Origin of the sequence: Chamaesiphon sp. VAR_48_metabat_135_sub, from assembly GCF_031418915.1 — a bacterium.
Classification (GTDB): domain Bacteria; phylum Cyanobacteriota; class Cyanobacteriia; order Cyanobacteriales; family Chamaesiphonaceae; genus Chamaesiphon.
Genome location: NZ_JANOJV010000205.1, coordinates 1 through 17350 on the forward strand (window position 1 = coordinate 1; position 17350 = coordinate 17350).

The window sequence follows — 17350 nt, forward strand, 5'->3', positions numbered from 1 at the left end:
TACCCTTATATTCAAGAGTCTCAATATTCGCCACACCGCGCATGGTAATCGAACCGCGCCCAGTCGCATAAGCCTCTTTAATCGGCCCAGTTCCCAAAATCTGCGCTCCCGTGGGAAAATCAGGGCCAGGGATATATTGCATCAATTCCATATCCGTAATCTCAGGATTGGCAATCAACGCCACCACCCCATCGATTAACTCACCCAAATTATGGGGCGGAATATTTGTCGCCATCCCCACCGCAATCCCCGATGAGCCATTGAGCAATAGCTGGGGAATCCGCGCAGGTAATACCGTCGGCTCCTGTTGCGAACCATCAAAGTTATCCGCAAAGTCAACCGTCTCCGCCTCAATGTCTCGCAACACCGCTTCCATCGTCAAAGCTTGCAACCGACACTCGGTATACCGCATCGCCGCAGGTGGATCGTTATCCACCGAACCAAAGTTACCATGTCCGTTAATCAACGGATTTCGCATCGAAAAATCTTGCGCCATCCGCACCAGCGCGTCATACACCGCTGTATCACCGTGAGGATGGTATTTACCCAGCACTTCCCCGACTACCCGCGCACACTTTCTGAAAGGTCGATCTGCTGTCAAACCCAATTCGTGCATCGCATACAAGATGCGGCGGTGGACTGGTTTCAAACCATCTCGTGCATCGGGAAGTGCTCGCCCTACGATTACGCTCATGGCGTATTCTAGGTAAGAGCTAGACATCTCAGTTCGTAGATCTGTGGGGATAATCCGCTCTTGGGAAGTAGTCATTAAATGCTCCGTCCAGCCTGCTAATTGTACTGTTTCGTTAGTTCAATTTTATCACATTTTGGGAGCCACAGGGGACGCTAGTTGTTGAGGCTGAACGGTTTGCTGGGTAAGGGGGTGGAAGATTAATTCAACATCCGGATCGAGTCAAGCAGGGTTGCCACTAAATTATGTCTTAAAATAAGATATCCCCGCCAGCGACCAAACTAACGGGGACATCTAGAGGCTAATAGCCTCACAATCAAAATATCTATTACCAAGTATGACACAAGCTAGAGAACCTGACGATTTCAGGACAGAGATGGATCGACGATTTGGGCATCTAAACAGACGGGTAGAACGGTTAGAGGATACCCAAATCTCACCACAGGAATTTGCCAGAGCTTTTGAACGGGTGAATGCGGATACCAGTGAAATTAAGAGCGAGATTAATACTCTCAGAGCTGAGATGAATAGTAAAATTGATGCTCTCAGTAATGAATTAAATGGAAAAATCGACACTATTCTGACACACCTAACAGGGGGTTAAAAACCACAAAAAATTGTAGGTTGGGTTGCTTGAGCGCAACCCAACCTCAACACGCTAATATCCTAGAAATGTTGGGTTTCATTCTTCTGCTTGGTGCGCTTCCATGGTCGGGAAACCCGACCGGAGCGCATCCGCAACCCAACCTACCCTAAAAAATTTGTCCTAAATATGAGAACATGCGTAAGCGATCGATATTACTCACCTCAGAACATCAGCTCTTGCCTTAGTCTATGAAAAAGTCTAATTCTGTACTTCCAACATTCGACTCAATGTTGATACCGACAATCCAAGCTTTGCAAACATTGGGTGGATCTGGCACAACAGAAGAGATATATGAACAGGTTGTTCAAATTCTAAATTTGTCTGATGAGGTGCTAGAGATTTTGCATGGCAACACATCACAGAGTGAAGTTAAATATAGACTTAGCTGGAGTCGAACGTATCTAAAAAAGTACGGACTTGTCGAAAATTCAGGTCGCGGCGTTTGGTCTTTAGTATCAACATCTGTAGACATTAAAAAATTAGACCGAAAAGAGATAGTCAGAGCCGTTCGAGAATCTGAAAAATCTAAAGTTATACAGACAGGTACTTTAGAAGAAACTGTTGAGCCTATTGAAATTACAGAAGAACTAGCATGGCATCAGCAACTTCACAAGCTATTGTTATCACTCGATCCTTATGCCTTTGAGCGTCTAGCACAAAGGCTACTGAGAGAGTCAGGTTTCGTTCAAGTGCAGGTAACAGGAAAATCTGGCGATGGTGGTATTGACGGAGTAGGAATTGCCAGAATCAACGGTTTCTTGAGTTTCCATGTTTTATTTCAATGCAAACGTTATCAAGGATCTGTTTCTTCTAGTCACATCAGAGATTTTCGAGGGGCTATGCAGGGGCGTACCGATAAAGGGCTATTTATTACAACGGGGACTTTTACTAGAGATGCGATCAAAGAAGCGACAAGAGATGGCGCACCACCAATCGATTTAATTGATGGAGAGCAGTTAGTCCAAAGACTAAAAGAGTTAGGGCTTGGTGTTAAAATTGAGATGGTTGAATCTATTGAGGTAGATATTAATTGGTTCGCGAAGATTTAAGTAAAATGGAAACTTACAGCGCAGCCAAACGGTGGAGTTCTGCTGTAAAAATTTCTGTACCAACCATTCTGGAGGTTGCGAGATTGGTTTGAGCTTGCTGATCGATCTCTAAATCTTCTAACCGCGCCAGTCTGTTGATTAAATGCTCGTAGTTATTAGCACAGGTTCAACCGCAGCTTGATGTAAAGCTTCACTGTGAGTATTTTGGATCTCAGTAATAGCAGGTGTTTGAAACCTGGTTGACTGACAAAAGTCAGTGAAGAGAGAGGTAAAATCAGTATCCGCAAAATCCATACCAAACTCTTTCAGGAACTTTACATCAGTACTGCCTGTGGGACTAATAAATATTGTCCCTCGATCGATTTAATCTCGCCAATACCCAAGCACCGATCTTCACTAATAACCTTGAAGTAACCATTCAAATCTGAATTTACGGGTGTTATTTTAATGCTGCTAACAGGTAAACGTTTCCCTTGACTCCAAAATTTCACCAGCTCTGCATCAGTCAGTATAACTGCGGGTAAATCAGCTAATCCTCGATCGGGTAGAATCGGCGTAAAGGTACCTGCTTGCTGCTGTTGTTCCAGCTCTTCTAGAGTAATGCTATCTGGTAACTGAAAGCCACAACTAGCATTTCGTTCTAAAAAGGCTAAAACACCTTTCGTGCCTAGTTTAACGCCCAAATCGCGGGCGATCGATCGAATATATGTCCCGCCACCACAAGCAATCTGCACCTCAACTTCAGGGAAATCCCCTGGTGTCCAATTGAGAATATCGATACTCTGAATATTTACCTGACGGGTAGGTACATCGATCACCTCTCCTGCACGTGCTAGCTTATACAATCTCTGTCCATTTACTTGAATCGCACTATACATCGGCGGAGTTTGGACGATCTCACCGATAAATTTGGGAAGTGCTGCTTGGATCTGTTCGATGGTTAGATCTGATACTGGCTCGGAGTAGATAATCTCTCCTGCGAGATCGTCGGTAGTAGTTTCTACACCCAACCGAATTACCGCTCGATATGCCTTCCCTGCTGGTAAATATTGTAATAGTCGAGTGGCTTGGCCGATCGCGATCGGCAAGACTCCCACCGCTGCAGGATCTAATGTCCCTCCATGTCCGACTTTTTTGGTATTGAGAATCCGCCGTACTTTTGCCACACAATCGTGGGAAGTCCAGCCTGGTAATTTCTTTAAATTGATAAATCCGTCCACAGGTTTTAGGTTTTAGATTGATATCAAGTTTTGCATTATATACTTATCTTTAGACCATTTTAGGTGTATATTTGCGACGATTGCGAACGGCAAAAAACAATACAATAAATGTACAGATACCTGCTAGATATAATGGATAACCATAGGTCGAAGGATTTCTTTGGTCTACCATCAACCCAGCAATGACAGGGCCGATACCATTAGCGGCACTCAAATATGAAGCATTTAAGCCAGACATTTTCCCTTGCTCTTCTGGACTGGTATTCAGCGAAATTAATGTACTAATCATGGGCTGAACTAGTGAGTTGAATAACGAGAAGATAATACTGATACCTAGAAAGAAATGAATATCAGGAATGACTGGCATCAACACAAATGATAGACTCCGAAAAAATAATCCAAAAAATAGAATCTTAACTAAACTCATGTATTTGGTCATCAGTTTTACGCCTTGAAGCTGCACCACAACTCCCACGATACCAATTGCAAAAAACAATAATGTCAGAGATTTAGTATCTTGATGTAAAACTTTCAAATAATAGGGCTGAAAGGCAAATGTGAATAGAGTAAATGTCGTGCCAACGCAGAGGTTAATGATAAACAAAATTCCCAGCTTGGGAAATGTTAATCCTTTAACTAAATCGCGCAAGCCCAAGTCAAAAATGTTTATACGATTGTCCACCTTTGTTTGCAACGTTTCTGGTAAAAAAAATATTGTCAAAACTAAAGCGATCGCGGCAAATGCCGATGACACCAAAAATGCGGTACCTAACGATCTTTGTTGGGCAACTAAACTCAAAACTGGCCCCATTACAAACCCCAAGCCTAATGATGCTCCAAATATTCCAAAACCTTTAGCTCGATTTGCTGGAATTGTAACATCAGAAATAACTGCTTGAGCAACTGAGATATTCCCGCCTGTGACTCCATCAAGAAAACGAGCAAAAAACAACACCATTGCATTGGGTGCTGTGCCTGCTAAAAGATTACCAATAACTGTTCCAGCTAAACTAATAATTAGTAGTGGTCTTCGCCCAAATCTGTCGGATAATTTACCAATAATTGGAGTAGCAAAGAATTGGGCGATCGAAAATATTGCAAATAGAAAGCTAGTTTCAATATCACTTAGATGAAACTCCCGTCCATATTGATAAATCGTGGGGATGAGGATCGTAAAACTCAGTGAGTTGATGAAATTAATTAGGGCAATAATCCAGAAGCTACGATTCATTGGGTTCGGGTTAGAGAATTAAACGAGAAAGCTGGCTGAATTTGCTGTTAGGATATCAATATGGTACGCGCAGGTTAAGCCACCGATTAGCTAGCGACTGAAGTCGCCATCAATCGTGCATAGTCAGGATGATGCGCGGACTAATACTAGAAAAGATATCGGTTCAATCGCACTGTATTTGCTGGTATCTGGGAGAATCGATCGAGTTTATTACTGTTTTTACAGGCGATTGTCCTTAACTTAAGTGTTATCACGGATCTGATGCCAAAATTGGTTTTGATAGATCGGGGAATTTTCGGATCGATCGTTATGTCAGTTTGAATTAGACTAAGTTCAACGAAAGCATAATTTCCACAAATATAATACTTTACTTCTCCAGGTATAGTTGGCAATCCTAGACCTACTAACGTTTACACGATTGACTTGTGTATCTCATCTAGAGATGAATGAGCTGAGTCTCAAGTTAACTAGAGCCACAAAGTGAAAGGTTAATACAGCATATTTTACTGGTTTAGCCTATCCACACGATTTCTAATACCCCACCCCGATTTGTTGCTGATACCTGTTAATAACTTATGCTACGACCTCACTATTTGAGACTGTCTTCCTTTGCCAAAAGTTCTCCGATCGAACAAACATTCCCTACTGGTAAGGGGTTTGGAGGGTCGAGTCTGCTGAGGATCGTACCCGATCGAGACCGAGTATTTCCGATTGTTAGTGATTCTATATCTTTCGTCGATCCTACACCATCAATCTGCATTCAAGCATCGTCACCGTTAATAATTGAAGTTAGCAAGATTTTTTTACTCGCACTATGGTTTTGGTGCTCGATCGGTGCCGATTTTTGCTTCAATAGTGTCAGCTCGATCGGGGGTTCCTACAATCGGGATGTTTAGCTTGGTGACAATTTACATCAATCAGTTGGGTTCCATCTGCCAACCCAAACTTTCGATTCGCTCATCGGTTAAGAAAGAGGTAGGTTCTAGCTGCAACTTTCCGGTCGAAATCCAGTTAGAATAATGAACCGACCTCGATCGAGACCTACTTACAGCTATTATCTGGATAGTTATTCTTGGTGCCATTTTGGTCGCCAACCAGATTTAATTGTCTGATGAGATCGAGCGATCGCTAGACAGTCATCTGGCACATCATTTACAATTGTCGAACCTGCGGCTGTTGTCACTTCGACCCCAATATTTAGGGGTGCGACGAGGGTATTATTAGAACCAATCCGTGTAAAACTACCGATGGTGGTTTGATGTTTGTTTTTACCATCATAATTAACGGTAATTGTCCCCGCACCGATATTAACTTGTTTGCCAACAATCGCATCACCGATATATGACAAATGAGCGACGTTAGTATTGTCACCGAGGGTCGTTTTTTTCAACTCGACAAAGTTACCTACCCGACAATATTCGCCTACCTGTACATGTTGACGGATATGGGCAAACGGTCCAATATTAGCATTGTGACCGATCGAGCTATCGATGATAACCGAGTGGAGTACTCTGACATTACTACCGACATGACTATTTTCAATTAGACTACCAGGTCCGATGCGGCTACCGATACCGATGGTGGTATCGCCACGTAGATGAGTTTGGGGTTCGATAATTGCATCGACACCAATCTTGACAGTATCGTCGATTGTCACGCTGTCAGGATCGATGATTGTCACCCCCGCCGCCATCCAATTATCTTTAATTCGCGATTGGATAATCTGATAAGCAGTAGCTAATTGACGGCGATCGTTAATGCCCAAAATCTCTTGATAATCGGGTACATCATATACCATCACTGGGGACAGGAAATTAACCGCATCGGTGATGTAATATTCCTGCTGATCGTTATTGCTTTGCAATTTGGGTAAGACTTCCTGGAGTTTCTGCCAATTAAAGCAATATATCCCCGCATTCACCCGCCGATTTTGACGTTGTATGTCGGTACAATCCCGATCTTCGATAATTTCTTTGAGTAGATCGCTACTATCACAAAATACCCGCCCGTAACCTTGGGGATTGGGGATTTGGGCTGTTAGTATGGTTGCCGCATTTTGATGCTGTTGGTGGGTCTGTAAGAGTGCTTTGAGCGTTTCGGGACGGAGGAGCGGAACATCTCCATTTAGTACGAGTAAATCTCCCGTAAAATCAGCCAGATGGGGCAGTAATTGCTGGACTGCATGTCCCGTTCCCAGTTGTTGCGCTTGCTCGACAAACTCCAAATCGGGATAATGGAGCATGGCTTGCTTGACTCGATCGGCTTGATAACCGACGATCGCCAGTTGTCGTTCTGGTTGAAGATCCGCACAACTAATCAGTACCCGTTCGACGAGCGATCGTCCTCCCAGTAAGTGTAATACTTTGGGTAAGTCCGATCTCATTCGCGTGCCCTTGCCCGCTGCTAGAATTGCTACTGCTACCATAAATATGACTACTACTGAAGGAAACTAAACACGCCTCTCTTAAAATACCCCATTGTTTGAGGTATGGATGCAATAGATCGCGCATAGTTTGCCATAGAGATAATTTTTACACTCGATCTCCTCATCCCCAACTCCTAATCCCTAATCCCTAATTTAATATGAGTTTATGGTTCAAACGGTTTATTGCAGCCATTTTCTTAGGTGGACAAACGATAGTCCACATTCTCAAAGGTAAATTTAACTATCCCAATATTCTGGAGCAAATGGCTTTGGTTGGGCCAGAATCATTACTAATCGCGCTATTGATCTCCACTACAGTTGGGATGGTATTTACAATTCAGGTGGCGCGGGAATTTATTAATATTGGTGCTGGACAAGTTGTCGGGGGAGTTCTATCCCTAACACTCACGCGCGAACTCGCACCTGTCCTGACTGCGGTAGTATTAGCGGGGAAGGTTGGTTCGGCGTTTGCGGCGGAAATTGGGACGATGAAAGTTAGCGAACAAATTGATGCGCTGTATATTCTCAAAACAGATCCGGTGGATTATTTAGTAATTCCTCGCGTGATCGCTTGCTGCGTGATGTTACCGTTACTAACCATTTTATCGATCGTTGCAGGAATGTTAGGCGGATTACTAATTGCGACTAGTGTTTATGGGATGCCGGGACGAGTATTTTTGGACTCAGCTCGCAATTTCTTGGATGCCTGGGATCTTTGTACTGCACCGATTAAAGCAGTTTGTTTTGGTGCGTTGATTGCGATTATCGGTTGTAGTTGGGGCTTGACGACGACAGGCGGTGCCAAAGGAGTCGGACAATCAACAACTACGGCTGTTGTCACTTCTTTGTTAGCTATTTTTATCTCTAACTTTTTTCTATCTTGGCTGATGTTTCAAGGTTCTGGTAGTGCTGTCTCTAAAGCAATGTAGGTGAATTTTCATATTCTTCGCAACTGACATCGAGCCATTCCCTTAGCTCGAACTGAACTGCCTAGCAATCAGAAACAAAACTAATGTGGATACGTCAGTTTATTTGTTTATATTGTGTGTTTTTATATTATGAGTTCCAAACAACCTAAATCTAAATCTAAAGTCGAAAATCCATTGATTGAAACCCTCAAAACACTTGGATTGAGCGTAGTCTTTGCCTTTGGAATACGGACAGCCATTACCGAGGCTTGTTATATTCCTTCTGGCTCCATGTTGCCTACACTACAAATCAACGATAAACTAATGATAGATAAAATTAGTTATCGGTTTTCTAATCCAGTTCGTGGGGATATTGTTGTTTTTAAACCTCCAGTCCAATTAGAAAAAGAATTAGATGCTGAAAACAAACCAAAGGAGAATTTTATCAAACGAGTAATCGGTTTACCAGGAGAGCGTATTGAGGTTAAAAACGGTAAAGTTTACATCAATGAGAAAGCAATCTCCGAAAAATATATTGATGAAGCTCCTAACTATAGTTGGAGTAGCAATACATTAGTTTCTGATGGTATTGTACCAAAAGATCATTATCTGGTATTGGGCGACAACCGCAACAATAGCTATGATAGTCACTATTGGGGCTTTGTACCTAAAAATAAAATTGTTGGTAAAGCGGTAGTTCGGTATTGGCCGATAGATCGTGCAGGTGGCATCAATCCACAACCAGACTATCAATAACTAACGATTAACTAAGGTAGGCTCTACAATCGATAGGTATGGATGATAGAAAGATCTGAACAGTTAGAGCGTAGGGTGGGCAGTGCCCACCAGCTAGGTTTCAGGCATAATCTATTTTGTAAATAATCGCACCTACCTACCTATAGAGTAGTGCAAATAGTGTTTAACTATCACAATGGAGGTAGTTACTAGCATCGTAATCGATCGAAATCAGCTCTCAATTTTATTTGTTGGAATCGAGTTTGCTTTGTACAGCAATCTAGCTCGATGTTGTTCTCGTAAATTTTTTTCTACAAATGCGATTGCTTCATCTAATTGTAAATTAGATAAATCTAATAGCCGACTAGCTGCTTTTAGGCTGGCGATCGATTTTGCTCTAGTTTCAGGATCGGGAATTCTAAATTGGTCGTTCATAACTAGTTCCAATTACGTTGGATCTCTTGCAGGCTGGCAATGCTAGCATCTAAGGAAGCTTCGGTTGAATCAATCGACCGATATAATAAAATTAACATATCTTCAGAGGCAATGGGCTGAGACTCCGCGATTCTTAATAGCAGGTTATAAAGCCTAAAGTATTTAGATCTGAGCTTCTCCTTGATATTCTGGAGTTCTTCGAGTTCTGGTAAGGTTTCAGCGGTTTCACCCATCCGCTCAAATAATCTGAACTCAGTTGCAGTAGTAGAATCAAGGCATTCAATGATTGTACGTTGGATGACAAAAATATTCGAGATGACTGGATCGGGTAATTTAGCCATTGACAGATCGATTTAGCTATAAATTAATTTTATATTTTACTGGATCGGGTTTGGCTTTAATTAAGGAACTACCATAATAATCGATCGATCGTATTATTTGCCTGTCCTTGATAGTTCCCACCAAATAAGTTGTAATGGTTGAGAATGTGATAAAGGTCGTATAAAGTCTTACGAATTGAGTAGTCAGGATCTAGGGGGTAAACATCATTGTAGCCCTGGTAAAAAGCGTTCGGAAAGCCACCAAACAGTGCTGCCATAGCAACATCAACTTCTCGATCGCCCCAGTAGGTTGCAGGGTCAAATATGACGGGAATACCAGCAGTTGTAAAGCTAGCATTTCCACTCCACAGATCGCCATGTACGAGGGAAGGTTTAGGGCGATAATTGGCTAGCAAATCGGGAATTTTGGCGATTAATCGATCGGCTTTGGGAAAATGACCGCCTTTACTTTGTGCGAGCTGGATCTGATAGCCGATGCGGTGGTTAGTGAAAAATGTCGCCCAATCGTTTTCCCAAGTATTAATTTGGGGTGTCGATCCGATCGTGTTATTAATATGCCAGCCAAATTGAGATTGAGTACTAATCTGGTGACGGTGCATCTTGGCGAGATTGCGTCCCATTTCTGTCCAGCTTTGAGGATTAACGGTGGTTGTCAAATCCAGATATTCGATCGCCAAATAACTACAATCTTTACTCACACCCCAACAGATCGGTGTTGGTACTTTAATCGTTGCTGTTGCAGCTATTTCTAGCAATCCTTTAGCTTCAGCCGCAAACATCTCCACCAGTGAAGGCTGATTGAGTTTGAGTAGGTATCGATCGATCTTGTTGCTAATCAAATAGACTTGATTGATACAGCCGCCACCAATTGAAGATCGATCTATAATCTCAAAATGTTTACCTGTGGCTTGAGTAATTTGCGCCCCGATGTCATTCCACATTTGATGTTCTCCACTCTTGAACTTTGTCGATCGCATTACCCGCCCACATTTGAACATTTTGCCCGAATCGTTGGGCTTTGGCTGGAATAGTATTCGTAAATGCTCTTATTTTTACTCCAGCTACTTTTAATAAGTCGCTTGCTTGCGTTTGCCAGGTTTTCTCATCTTTATTCTCTATTTGAGCTGTCGGAGTTACTGGAGTAATTACTGGCGCGGGAATTTGACGTGGTTGGGGTGATTCTACTATTGTTACTTTTGGTGTAACTATCGGAGTAGGAACGATCTTAATAGATGGTTTTGGTGGTAATACTGGCTCGATCGGATTTTTCACCACTTCAGGAGTTGGAATCGCAACGGGGCTTGGTTTAATAGCAGGAAGAGGACTTTCTATTTCGATCTCAGGGGGTGGATTACTAACTACTGGTGCAGGTGTTGGAGTTGGATCGATCGATGGTTCGACTATTGGTGCTAAAGCTGGTGTCTGAAATGGTTCTGAACTGGGGATAGGTAGAGTCTTAACGATCGGTGCTACTACTACTGGGCTAGGGCTAGGTTTAACTACAGGTGGCGGCGCAATCACGATCGGACTAGGTAAAATCGGTGCGGGAATAGGTGCGGGAGTAATGATAGGAATAGGTGCTACTGAGGAGATGGGCGGAGGTGTTGGTTTTACAGTGACATAATTAGGATCTACCAGAGTCTGCGCTAGATTGGGATTAATCTCGCCGCGAATGAGTTTCGCTAGAGTATCTTTATTTTGAGGGTCATAAGTAATCATCCCCACAGTATCGTTATAGACATTAGGCATCGGATTACCTCGATCGTCTACTAATTCTAGTCTGACCCAGTTTTTGCCCTGTTTAAAGCCCTGAAGATAAATTGGTGCCCAGCGATCGAGTATAAATCTTTGGTCGTTCACTGTCACCCGAATCCGCCAGTCTGGCAAACTCGCCTGACTTCCATTCGCCACCAGATGAGATGGCGCATTGGTTAAATAGTAATCCAACATAATCGGCTCGGCACTATATATACCCGCAGGGCGACTATATGTAAGTAGCGGTTGTTGGGGATCGGGATTATTTTCCGCAGTTTTCGTCAACACATGGAACGTCGCTTGAGCGTATGCACCTTCATTTTTGAAGCTTTCATGCCAAGCCCTAGACGCAAATACACGTAAACTATGGGTTCCAGCCGCTAAATTTTTAAAAACCAACGGTTGATTCAGATCGTATACACCCTGATAAGTCTGTTTATCGAGAATTACATGTAAATGATTGCCCAATCCCAATTCGGGATGTTTAAATAACGGCAGATCGTTGACTTGCAATTTGACAGTGACTCGATCGTCTGACAAGATTTCGCCCGATTTTGGGCTGAGGATTTGAACTTGAGGCTGAAATTTTTCTAAGCTGGGAGCTAATCTAGAGATACTTTCTGGAGTATTAACTTCCGATAATGGCCCATCGGTAGTGGCTAGCGCGGAATTACTCGCAGTCGGAACTGATAAGTTTGGAGTTGTGGCTGTAGACTGTTCACAACTTGTCATCCCAATCGCCAGCATCAGCACCAAACACGATCCCACCAATTGAGAAACTAATTTCCACTTCAGATTTGCTCCCAAGACCCTCACCTCAGCTTCACATACTAGTTAGCATTGCCTATTTTACTAGGGTTCGCGAGTTTTTGAACGATCCATCTATTCTCGATCCCAACTTAGACACGAGAAACGATAGAAGAACCGATTATTACTTTTCGTAAATCTTATCTGAGAAATAATCTGGAGATTTTGCAGTAATTTTCATCTTGTTATCGATTCCCCACAGACATTATGTGGACGAGTATGTATGTAGATATGTAACTAGGATTGGAAACTAAATTGCGACACGCTACGAAAGTCCATAAGATTACGATCGTCTCAATTACTCGAAACCGTTTGTCAGAGAAGCTTTACAGCAATTATTAAGTTTATTTAAAAATTTTCTATTAAGCTTGACTTTTAGACCAATTCCATTGAAATAGGATCGATACAAGCATCTTGGGAAGCGACTTTGAATTATTGTTAACTAATGGTGAATATCGACCAGTCATCAACCTATAATTCATCAACAGCGTTACTGTTAAACAGACTTGTTTTGTTTATTCAAGTGCAGCTTGAAACTTGACATTCCAATGGAATCAGAGAATTAAGCAAAGTTTTTAGCTCCGTTTTACTCATAAAATGGACAATCCCAGTTGGGTATCACCTCGTTCCTTGTCTAGAGAGGAGAATCCTCATGACAATTAGTCCGCCAGAGCGGGAAGCAAAAGCAAAAGTAGTAGTTGACATCGATCCAGTTCCTACTTCTTTCGAGAAGTGGGGTAAGCCAGGTCATTTCGACCGCTCCCTAGCGAAAGGACCAAAAACCACCACATGGATTTGGAATCTTCATGCTCTCGCCCATGATTTCGACAGTCACACAAATGACTTAGAAGACGTTTCGCGTAAGATTTTCAGTGCTCACTTCGGTCATCTAGCAGTCATATTCGTATGGCTGAGTGGGATGTACTTCCATGGTGCCCGTTTCTCCAATTATGAAGCGTGGCTGACTAACCCCACTGGAATCAAACCCAGTGCCCAAGTCGTCTGGTCGGTTGTCGGTCAAGACATCCTCAACGCCGATGTTGGTGGTGGTTTCCACGGGATTCAAATTACCTCCGGTCTGTTCCAAATGTGGAGAGGCGCAGGTTTCACCAACTCCTTCCAGTTATATTGCACGGCTATTGGCGCGCTCGTCATGGCTGGTCTAATGCTCTTTGCTGGTTGGTTCCACTATCATAAACGCGCTCCCAAACTGGAATGGTTCCAGAATGTCGAGTCGATGATGAACCATCACTTAGCTGGTTTATTAGGTTTGGGATCTCTTAGTTGGGCAGGTCACCAAATCCACGTATCTTTACCTATTAACAAGCTGCTGGACTCTGGTGTAGCTGCAAAAGATATTCCATTACCCCACGAGTTCTTGGATGCAACCAAGATGGCTGAACTGTATCCCAGTTTTGCTAAGGGTCTGACCCCCTTCTTTACATTGAATTGGGCAGAATATGCAGACTTCCTCACCTTCAAAGGCGGTCTCAACCCTACTACTGGCGGTCTATGGTTATCCGATCAGGCTCACCATCACTTAGCAATTGCGGTGCTATTCATCGTTGCTGGTCATATGTACCGCACGAACTGGGGCATCGGTCACAGTATGAAGGAAATCTTAGAAAATCATAGAGGTCCCTTTACTGGCGAAGGTCATAAAGGTCTGTATGAAGTAATGACTACTTCTTGGCACGCTCAGTTAGCAGTTAACTTGGCATTGATGGGATCTTTGAGCATCATCGTGGCACAACACATGTATGCGATGCCTCCCTACCCTTATCAAGCAACTGACTTTGCGACTCAGCTATCGTTATTTACACATCACATGTGGATTGGCGGTTTCTGTATCGTTGGCGGTGCTGCTCACGCAGCAATCTTCATGGTTCGGGATTACGACCCTGCAATGAACCAGAACAACCTACTCGATCGGATGTTGCGTCACCGCGATGCAATTATTTCCCATCTGAACTGGGTGTCAATGTTCTTAGGTTTCCACAGCTTCGGTCTGTATATCCATAACGACACCATGCAAGCCTTGGGTCGCCCCCAAGACATGTTCTCTGACAAAGCAATCCAATTGCAACCTGTATTTGCTCAGTGGGTTCAAGGTCTGCACACTGCTGCTGCCGGAAACACTGCTCCAAACGCATTGCAAACTGCTAGTCTCGCTTTCGGTGGTGATACTCTCGCTGTCGGTGGCAAAGTGGCAATGATGCCGATCGTACTGGGCACGGCGGACTTTATGGTTCACCACATCCATGCTTTCACAATTCATGTCACCGTCCTCATTCTCCTTAAAGGTGTCTTGTTTGCTCGTAGCTCTCGGTTAATCCCCGATAAAGCTAGTCTGGGCTTCCGCTTCCCTTGCGACGGTCCTGGTCGTGGTGGTACCTGCCAAGTTTCTGGTTGGGATCACGTCTTCCTCGGTCTGTTCTGGATGTACAACTCCCTCTCCGTTGTCTTATTCCACTTTAGTTGGAAAATGCAGTCGGATGTCTGGGGTACTGTATCGCCTGATGGTACTGTATCTCACGTTACTGGCGGCAACTTTGCAGCTAGTGCGACGACAATCAATGGTTGGTTGCGTGACTTCCTGTGGGCGCAAGCTTCTCAGGTTATCAACTCCTACGGTTCGGCATTGTCTGCCTACGGTTTGATCTTCTTGGGTGCGCACTTTATCTGGGCGTTCAGCTTGATGTTCCTGTTCAGTGGTCGCGGCTACTGGCAAGAATTAATCGAGTCGATCGTTTGGGCACACAACAAGCTCAACTTTGGACCAGCAATTCAACCTCGCGCTCTGAGTATTATTCAGGGTCGTGCGGTAGGTGTAGCTCACTATCTCCTCGGAGGTATTGCTACTACCTGGGCATTCTTCCTAGCTCGATCGATCTCGATCGGTTAAAGGATCGATGTCTCGATTCAGTAGCGATAATTAATTGGCAACAATCAATTGTCGCTACTGACCGAATCTGGACCTCTGGGTTCGGCAGCAACATAATTAATGCTAATTAATGCCATACCAGAAGGTTGCAGTTAGCATTCGCGCCAACTGTAATCATCTCGTCTGTCAGCGAGGAAACCCGATAAGAAAACTATGGCAACTAAATTCCCCAAATTTAGCCAAGACCTCGCGCAAGATCCAACCACCCGGCGGATCTGGTACGGGATCGCCACGGCTCACGACTTTGAAAGCCATGATGGAATGACTGAGGAAAATCTTTACCAAAAGATTTTCGCAACTCACTTCGGTCATCTAGGCATTATCTTCCTCTGGGCTTCTGGTAACCTGTTCCACGTAGCTTGGCAAGGCAACTTTGAACAGTGGATCAAAGATCCGCTGAACGTCAGTCCGATCGCTCACGCGATTTGGGATCCCCACTTCGGTAAACCAGCAGTTGATGCCTTTACCCAAGCGGGCGCGTCCAATCCAGTCAATATTGCATATTCCGGTGTATATCAGTGGTGGTATACGCAAGGGATGCGGTCAAACGATGACTTGTACATGGGTTCGATCTTCTTACTCATCCTTGCTTCAGTCATGCTGTTTGCTGGTTGGTTGCACCTTCAACCTAAATTCCGACCCAGCTTGTCCTGGTTCAAGAATGCTGAATCTCGCCTCAACCACCACTTAGCTGGTTTGTTTGGTGTTAGTTCACTTGCTTGGACTGGTCACTTAGTCCACGTTGCAATCCCCGAATCTCGCGGTCAGCACGTTGGTTGGGATAACTTCCTCAGTACTTTACCTCACCCCGCAGGGTTAACCCCCTTCTTCACCGGAAACTGGGGTGTATATGCAGAAAATCCTGATACAGCTCAACAAGTCTTTGGCACAGCCCAAGGATCTGGAACAGCAATCTTGACTTTCTTGGGTGGTTTCCATCCTCAGACTCAATCCTTGTGGTTGACTGATATGGCGCACCATCACCTAGCAATCGCGGTATTATTTATCGTTGCTGGGCATATGTATCGGACTAACTTTGGAATCGGTCATAGCATCAAGGATATCCTCAATGCTCACCGCGCTCCAAGTGGAAAAATGGGTGCTGGTCACAAAGGTCTTTACGACACTGTGAACAACTCCTTGCACTTCCAATTAGGTTTGGCACTGGCTTCATTAGGTGTAGTTACTTCTTTGGTAGCTCAACACATGTACTCCATGCCTCCCTACGCGTTCTTGGCACAGGATTTCACTACCCAAGCGGCACTTTACACTCATCACCAGTATATTGCTGGATTCTTGATGGTTGGTGCATTTGCTCACGGTGCGATTTTCTGGGTTCGTGACTACGATCCAGAGCAAAATCGCGACAACGTTCTAGCACGGATGCTAGAGCACAAAGAGGCTATTATTTCCCACTTGAGCTGGGTGTCTCTGTTCTTGGGTTTCCATACTCTCGGTCTCTACGTTCATAATGATGTCGTAGTTGCCTTTGGTACCCCTGAAAAACAAATCTTGATCGAACCTGTGTTCGCACAGTGGATTCAAGCAGCACATGGCAAACTATTGTATGGTTTTGACGTGTTGCTATCTAATCCAGACAGCGTTGCTTACACCGCCTATCCAAACTACGCAGATGTTTGGTTACCTGGTTGGTTGGAAGGAATTAACTCTGATAAGAACTCCCTGTTCTTAACGATCGGTCCTGGTGACTTCTTAGTCCACCATGCGATCGCGTTAGGACTCCACACCACTACTTTGATCTTGGTCAAAGGTGCGTTAGATGCACGTGGTTCCAAATTAATGCCCGACAAGAAAGACTTCGGCTATGCCTTCCCTTGTGACGGCCCAGGTCGTGGTGGTACTTGTGACATCTCTGGTTGGGATTCTTTCTACCTAGCGATGTTCTGGATGCTCAACACCTTAGGGTGGGTAACATTCTACTGGCACTGGAAGCACCTCGGTATTTGGCAAGGAAACGTTGCCCAATTTAATGAGTCCTCGACTTATTTAATGGGTTGGTTCCGCGATTACCTCTGGCAGAACTCCTCACAGTTAATTAACGGTTACAACCCTTACGGGATGAACAACCTGTCTGTATGGGCATGGATGTTCCTCTTCGGACACCTCGTCTGGGCGACTGGCTTTATGTTCTTAATTAGCTGG

15 protein-coding genes are annotated in these 17350 nt (G+C 44.0%); 7 read left to right on the forward strand and 8 right to left on the reverse strand.

All coding sequences use genetic code 11. The features are described 5' to 3' along the window. A partial coding sequence (locus RMO55_RS14740; protein WP_310427651.1) for a DNA gyrase subunit A occupies positions 1 to 769 on the reverse strand: 769 nt, incomplete at its 3' end. Between the two features lie 259 nt (positions 770 to 1028). Here RMO55_RS14740 and RMO55_RS14745 point away from each other — a divergent pair. Then, the gene (locus RMO55_RS14745; protein ID WP_310427652.1) at positions 1029 to 1295 is read left to right on the forward strand and encodes a hypothetical protein; all 267 of its coding nucleotides are present in this window, start codon (positions 1029 to 1031) and stop codon (positions 1293 to 1295) included. A gap of 230 nt (positions 1296 to 1525) precedes the next feature. Beyond that, positions 1526 to 2386: a restriction endonuclease gene (locus RMO55_RS14750; RefSeq protein WP_310427654.1), complete on the forward strand. Its 861-nt coding sequence runs from the start codon at positions 1526 to 1528 to the stop codon at positions 2384 to 2386. Positions 2387 to 2700: 314 nt separating this feature from the next. On the opposite strand, the gene truB is transcribed toward RMO55_RS14750, so the two are convergent. Both truB and RMO55_RS14760 read right to left on the reverse strand, forming a co-directional pair. Further along, positions 2701 to 3606, reverse strand: coding sequence for a tRNA pseudouridine(55) synthase TruB (gene truB, locus RMO55_RS14755; protein WP_310427655.1), 906 nt, complete (start codon positions 3604 to 3606; stop codon positions 2701 to 2703). A gap of 49 nt (positions 3607 to 3655) precedes the next feature. After that, a complete protein-coding gene (locus RMO55_RS14760) occupies positions 3656 to 4837 on the reverse strand; it encodes an MFS transporter (RefSeq protein WP_310427656.1) in 1182 nt (393 codons plus the stop codon). Between the two features lie 575 nt (positions 4838 to 5412). On the opposite strand from RMO55_RS14760, the gene RMO55_RS14765 reads away from it, so the two are divergent. Further along, the gene (locus RMO55_RS14765) at positions 5413 to 5733 is read left to right on the forward strand and encodes a hypothetical protein (RefSeq protein WP_310427657.1); all 321 of its coding nucleotides are present in this window, start codon (positions 5413 to 5415) and stop codon (positions 5731 to 5733) included. Between the two features lie 170 nt (positions 5734 to 5903). On the opposite strand, the gene glmU is transcribed toward RMO55_RS14765, so the two are convergent. After that, on the reverse strand, positions 5904 to 7262 hold the full coding sequence (glmU, locus tag RMO55_RS14770; RefSeq protein ID WP_310427659.1) for a bifunctional UDP-N-acetylglucosamine diphosphorylase/glucosamine-1-phosphate N-acetyltransferase GlmU: 1359 nt from the start codon (positions 7260 to 7262) through the stop codon (positions 5904 to 5906). Between the two features lie 158 nt (positions 7263 to 7420). On the opposite strand from glmU, the gene RMO55_RS14775 reads away from it, so the two are divergent. Together RMO55_RS14775 and lepB are read left to right on the forward strand one after the other, a co-directional pair. Beyond that, on the forward strand, positions 7421 to 8191 hold the full coding sequence (locus tag RMO55_RS14775; protein ID WP_310427660.1) for an MlaE family lipid ABC transporter permease subunit: 771 nt from the start codon (positions 7421 to 7423) through the stop codon (positions 8189 to 8191). A gap of 129 nt (positions 8192 to 8320) precedes the next feature. After that, a complete protein-coding gene (gene lepB / locus RMO55_RS14780; RefSeq protein ID WP_310427662.1) occupies positions 8321 to 8926 on the forward strand; it encodes a signal peptidase I in 606 nt (201 codons plus the stop codon). Positions 8927 to 9136: 210 nt separating this feature from the next. On the opposite strand, the gene RMO55_RS14785 is transcribed toward lepB, so the two are convergent. The 4 genes from RMO55_RS14785 to RMO55_RS14800 form a co-directional block, all read right to left on the reverse strand. Further along, positions 9137 to 9340: a hypothetical protein gene (locus tag RMO55_RS14785; RefSeq protein WP_310427664.1), complete on the reverse strand. Its 204-nt coding sequence runs from the start codon at positions 9338 to 9340 to the stop codon at positions 9137 to 9139. A gap of 2 nt (positions 9341 to 9342) precedes the next feature. Beyond that, positions 9343 to 9681, reverse strand: coding sequence for a hypothetical protein (locus RMO55_RS14790; RefSeq protein WP_310427665.1), 339 nt, complete (start codon positions 9679 to 9681; stop codon positions 9343 to 9345). Positions 9682 to 9749: 68 nt separating this feature from the next. Then, positions 9750 to 10622, reverse strand: a complete 873-nt coding sequence (locus RMO55_RS14795; RefSeq protein WP_310427667.1) for a fructosamine kinase family protein — start codon at positions 10620 to 10622, stop codon at positions 9750 to 9752. Beyond that, the gene (locus tag RMO55_RS14800) at positions 10612 to 12168 is read right to left on the reverse strand and encodes a hypothetical protein (protein WP_310427669.1); all 1557 of its coding nucleotides are present in this window, start codon (positions 12166 to 12168) and stop codon (positions 10612 to 10614) included. The genes RMO55_RS14795 and RMO55_RS14800 overlap by 11 nt, the downstream gene beginning before the upstream one ends. A gap of 727 nt (positions 12169 to 12895) precedes the next feature. Between RMO55_RS14800 and psaA the strand changes: the two genes are divergently transcribed. After that, entirely contained in the window at positions 12896 to 15148 is a 2253-nt protein-coding gene (gene psaA, locus RMO55_RS14805) for a photosystem I core protein PsaA (protein WP_310427671.1), read from the forward strand. A 192-nt stretch (positions 15149 to 15340) separates the two neighbouring features. Continuing rightward, positions 15341 to 17350: photosystem I core protein PsaB (psaB, locus tag RMO55_RS14810; protein ID WP_310427673.1), on the forward strand; the 2010-nt coding region annotated here is incomplete at its 3' end.

Excerpts from the sequence above, each read along its gene's own strand:
- glmU (WP_310427659.1), bottom strand. The coding sequence starts at position 7,262 with ATGGTAGCAGTAGCAATTCTAGCAGCGGGCAAGGGCACGCGAATGAGA.
- RMO55_RS14745 (WP_310427652.1), top strand. The coding sequence starts at position 1,029 with ATGACACAAGCTAGAGAACCTGACGATTTCAGGACAGAGATGGATCGA.
- RMO55_RS14760 (WP_310427656.1), bottom strand. The coding sequence starts at position 4,837 with ATGAATCGTAGCTTCTGGATTATTGCCCTAATTAATTTCATCAACTCA.
- RMO55_RS14785 (WP_310427664.1), bottom strand. The coding sequence starts at position 9,340 with ATGAACGACCAATTTAGAATTCCCGATCCTGAAACTAGAGCAAAATCG.
- RMO55_RS14795 (WP_310427667.1), bottom strand. The coding sequence starts at position 10,622 with ATGTGGAATGACATCGGGGCGCAAATTACTCAAGCCACAGGTAAACAT.
- RMO55_RS14800 (WP_310427669.1), bottom strand. The coding sequence starts at position 12,168 with ATGACAAGTTGTGAACAGTCTACAGCCACAACTCCAAACTTATCAGTT.
- RMO55_RS14790 (WP_310427665.1), bottom strand. The coding sequence starts at position 9,681 with ATGGCTAAATTACCCGATCCAGTCATCTCGAATATTTTTGTCATCCAA.
- RMO55_RS14750 (WP_310427654.1), top strand. The coding sequence starts at position 1,526 with ATGAAAAAGTCTAATTCTGTACTTCCAACATTCGACTCAATGTTGATA.
- psaA (WP_310427671.1), top strand. The coding sequence starts at position 12,896 with ATGACAATTAGTCCGCCAGAGCGGGAAGCAAAAGCAAAAGTAGTAGTT.
- lepB (WP_310427662.1), top strand. The coding sequence starts at position 8,321 with ATGAGTTCCAAACAACCTAAATCTAAATCTAAAGTCGAAAATCCATTG.
- RMO55_RS14765 (WP_310427657.1), top strand. The coding sequence starts at position 5,413 with ATGCTACGACCTCACTATTTGAGACTGTCTTCCTTTGCCAAAAGTTCT.
- RMO55_RS14775 (WP_310427660.1), top strand. The coding sequence starts at position 7,421 with ATGAGTTTATGGTTCAAACGGTTTATTGCAGCCATTTTCTTAGGTGGA.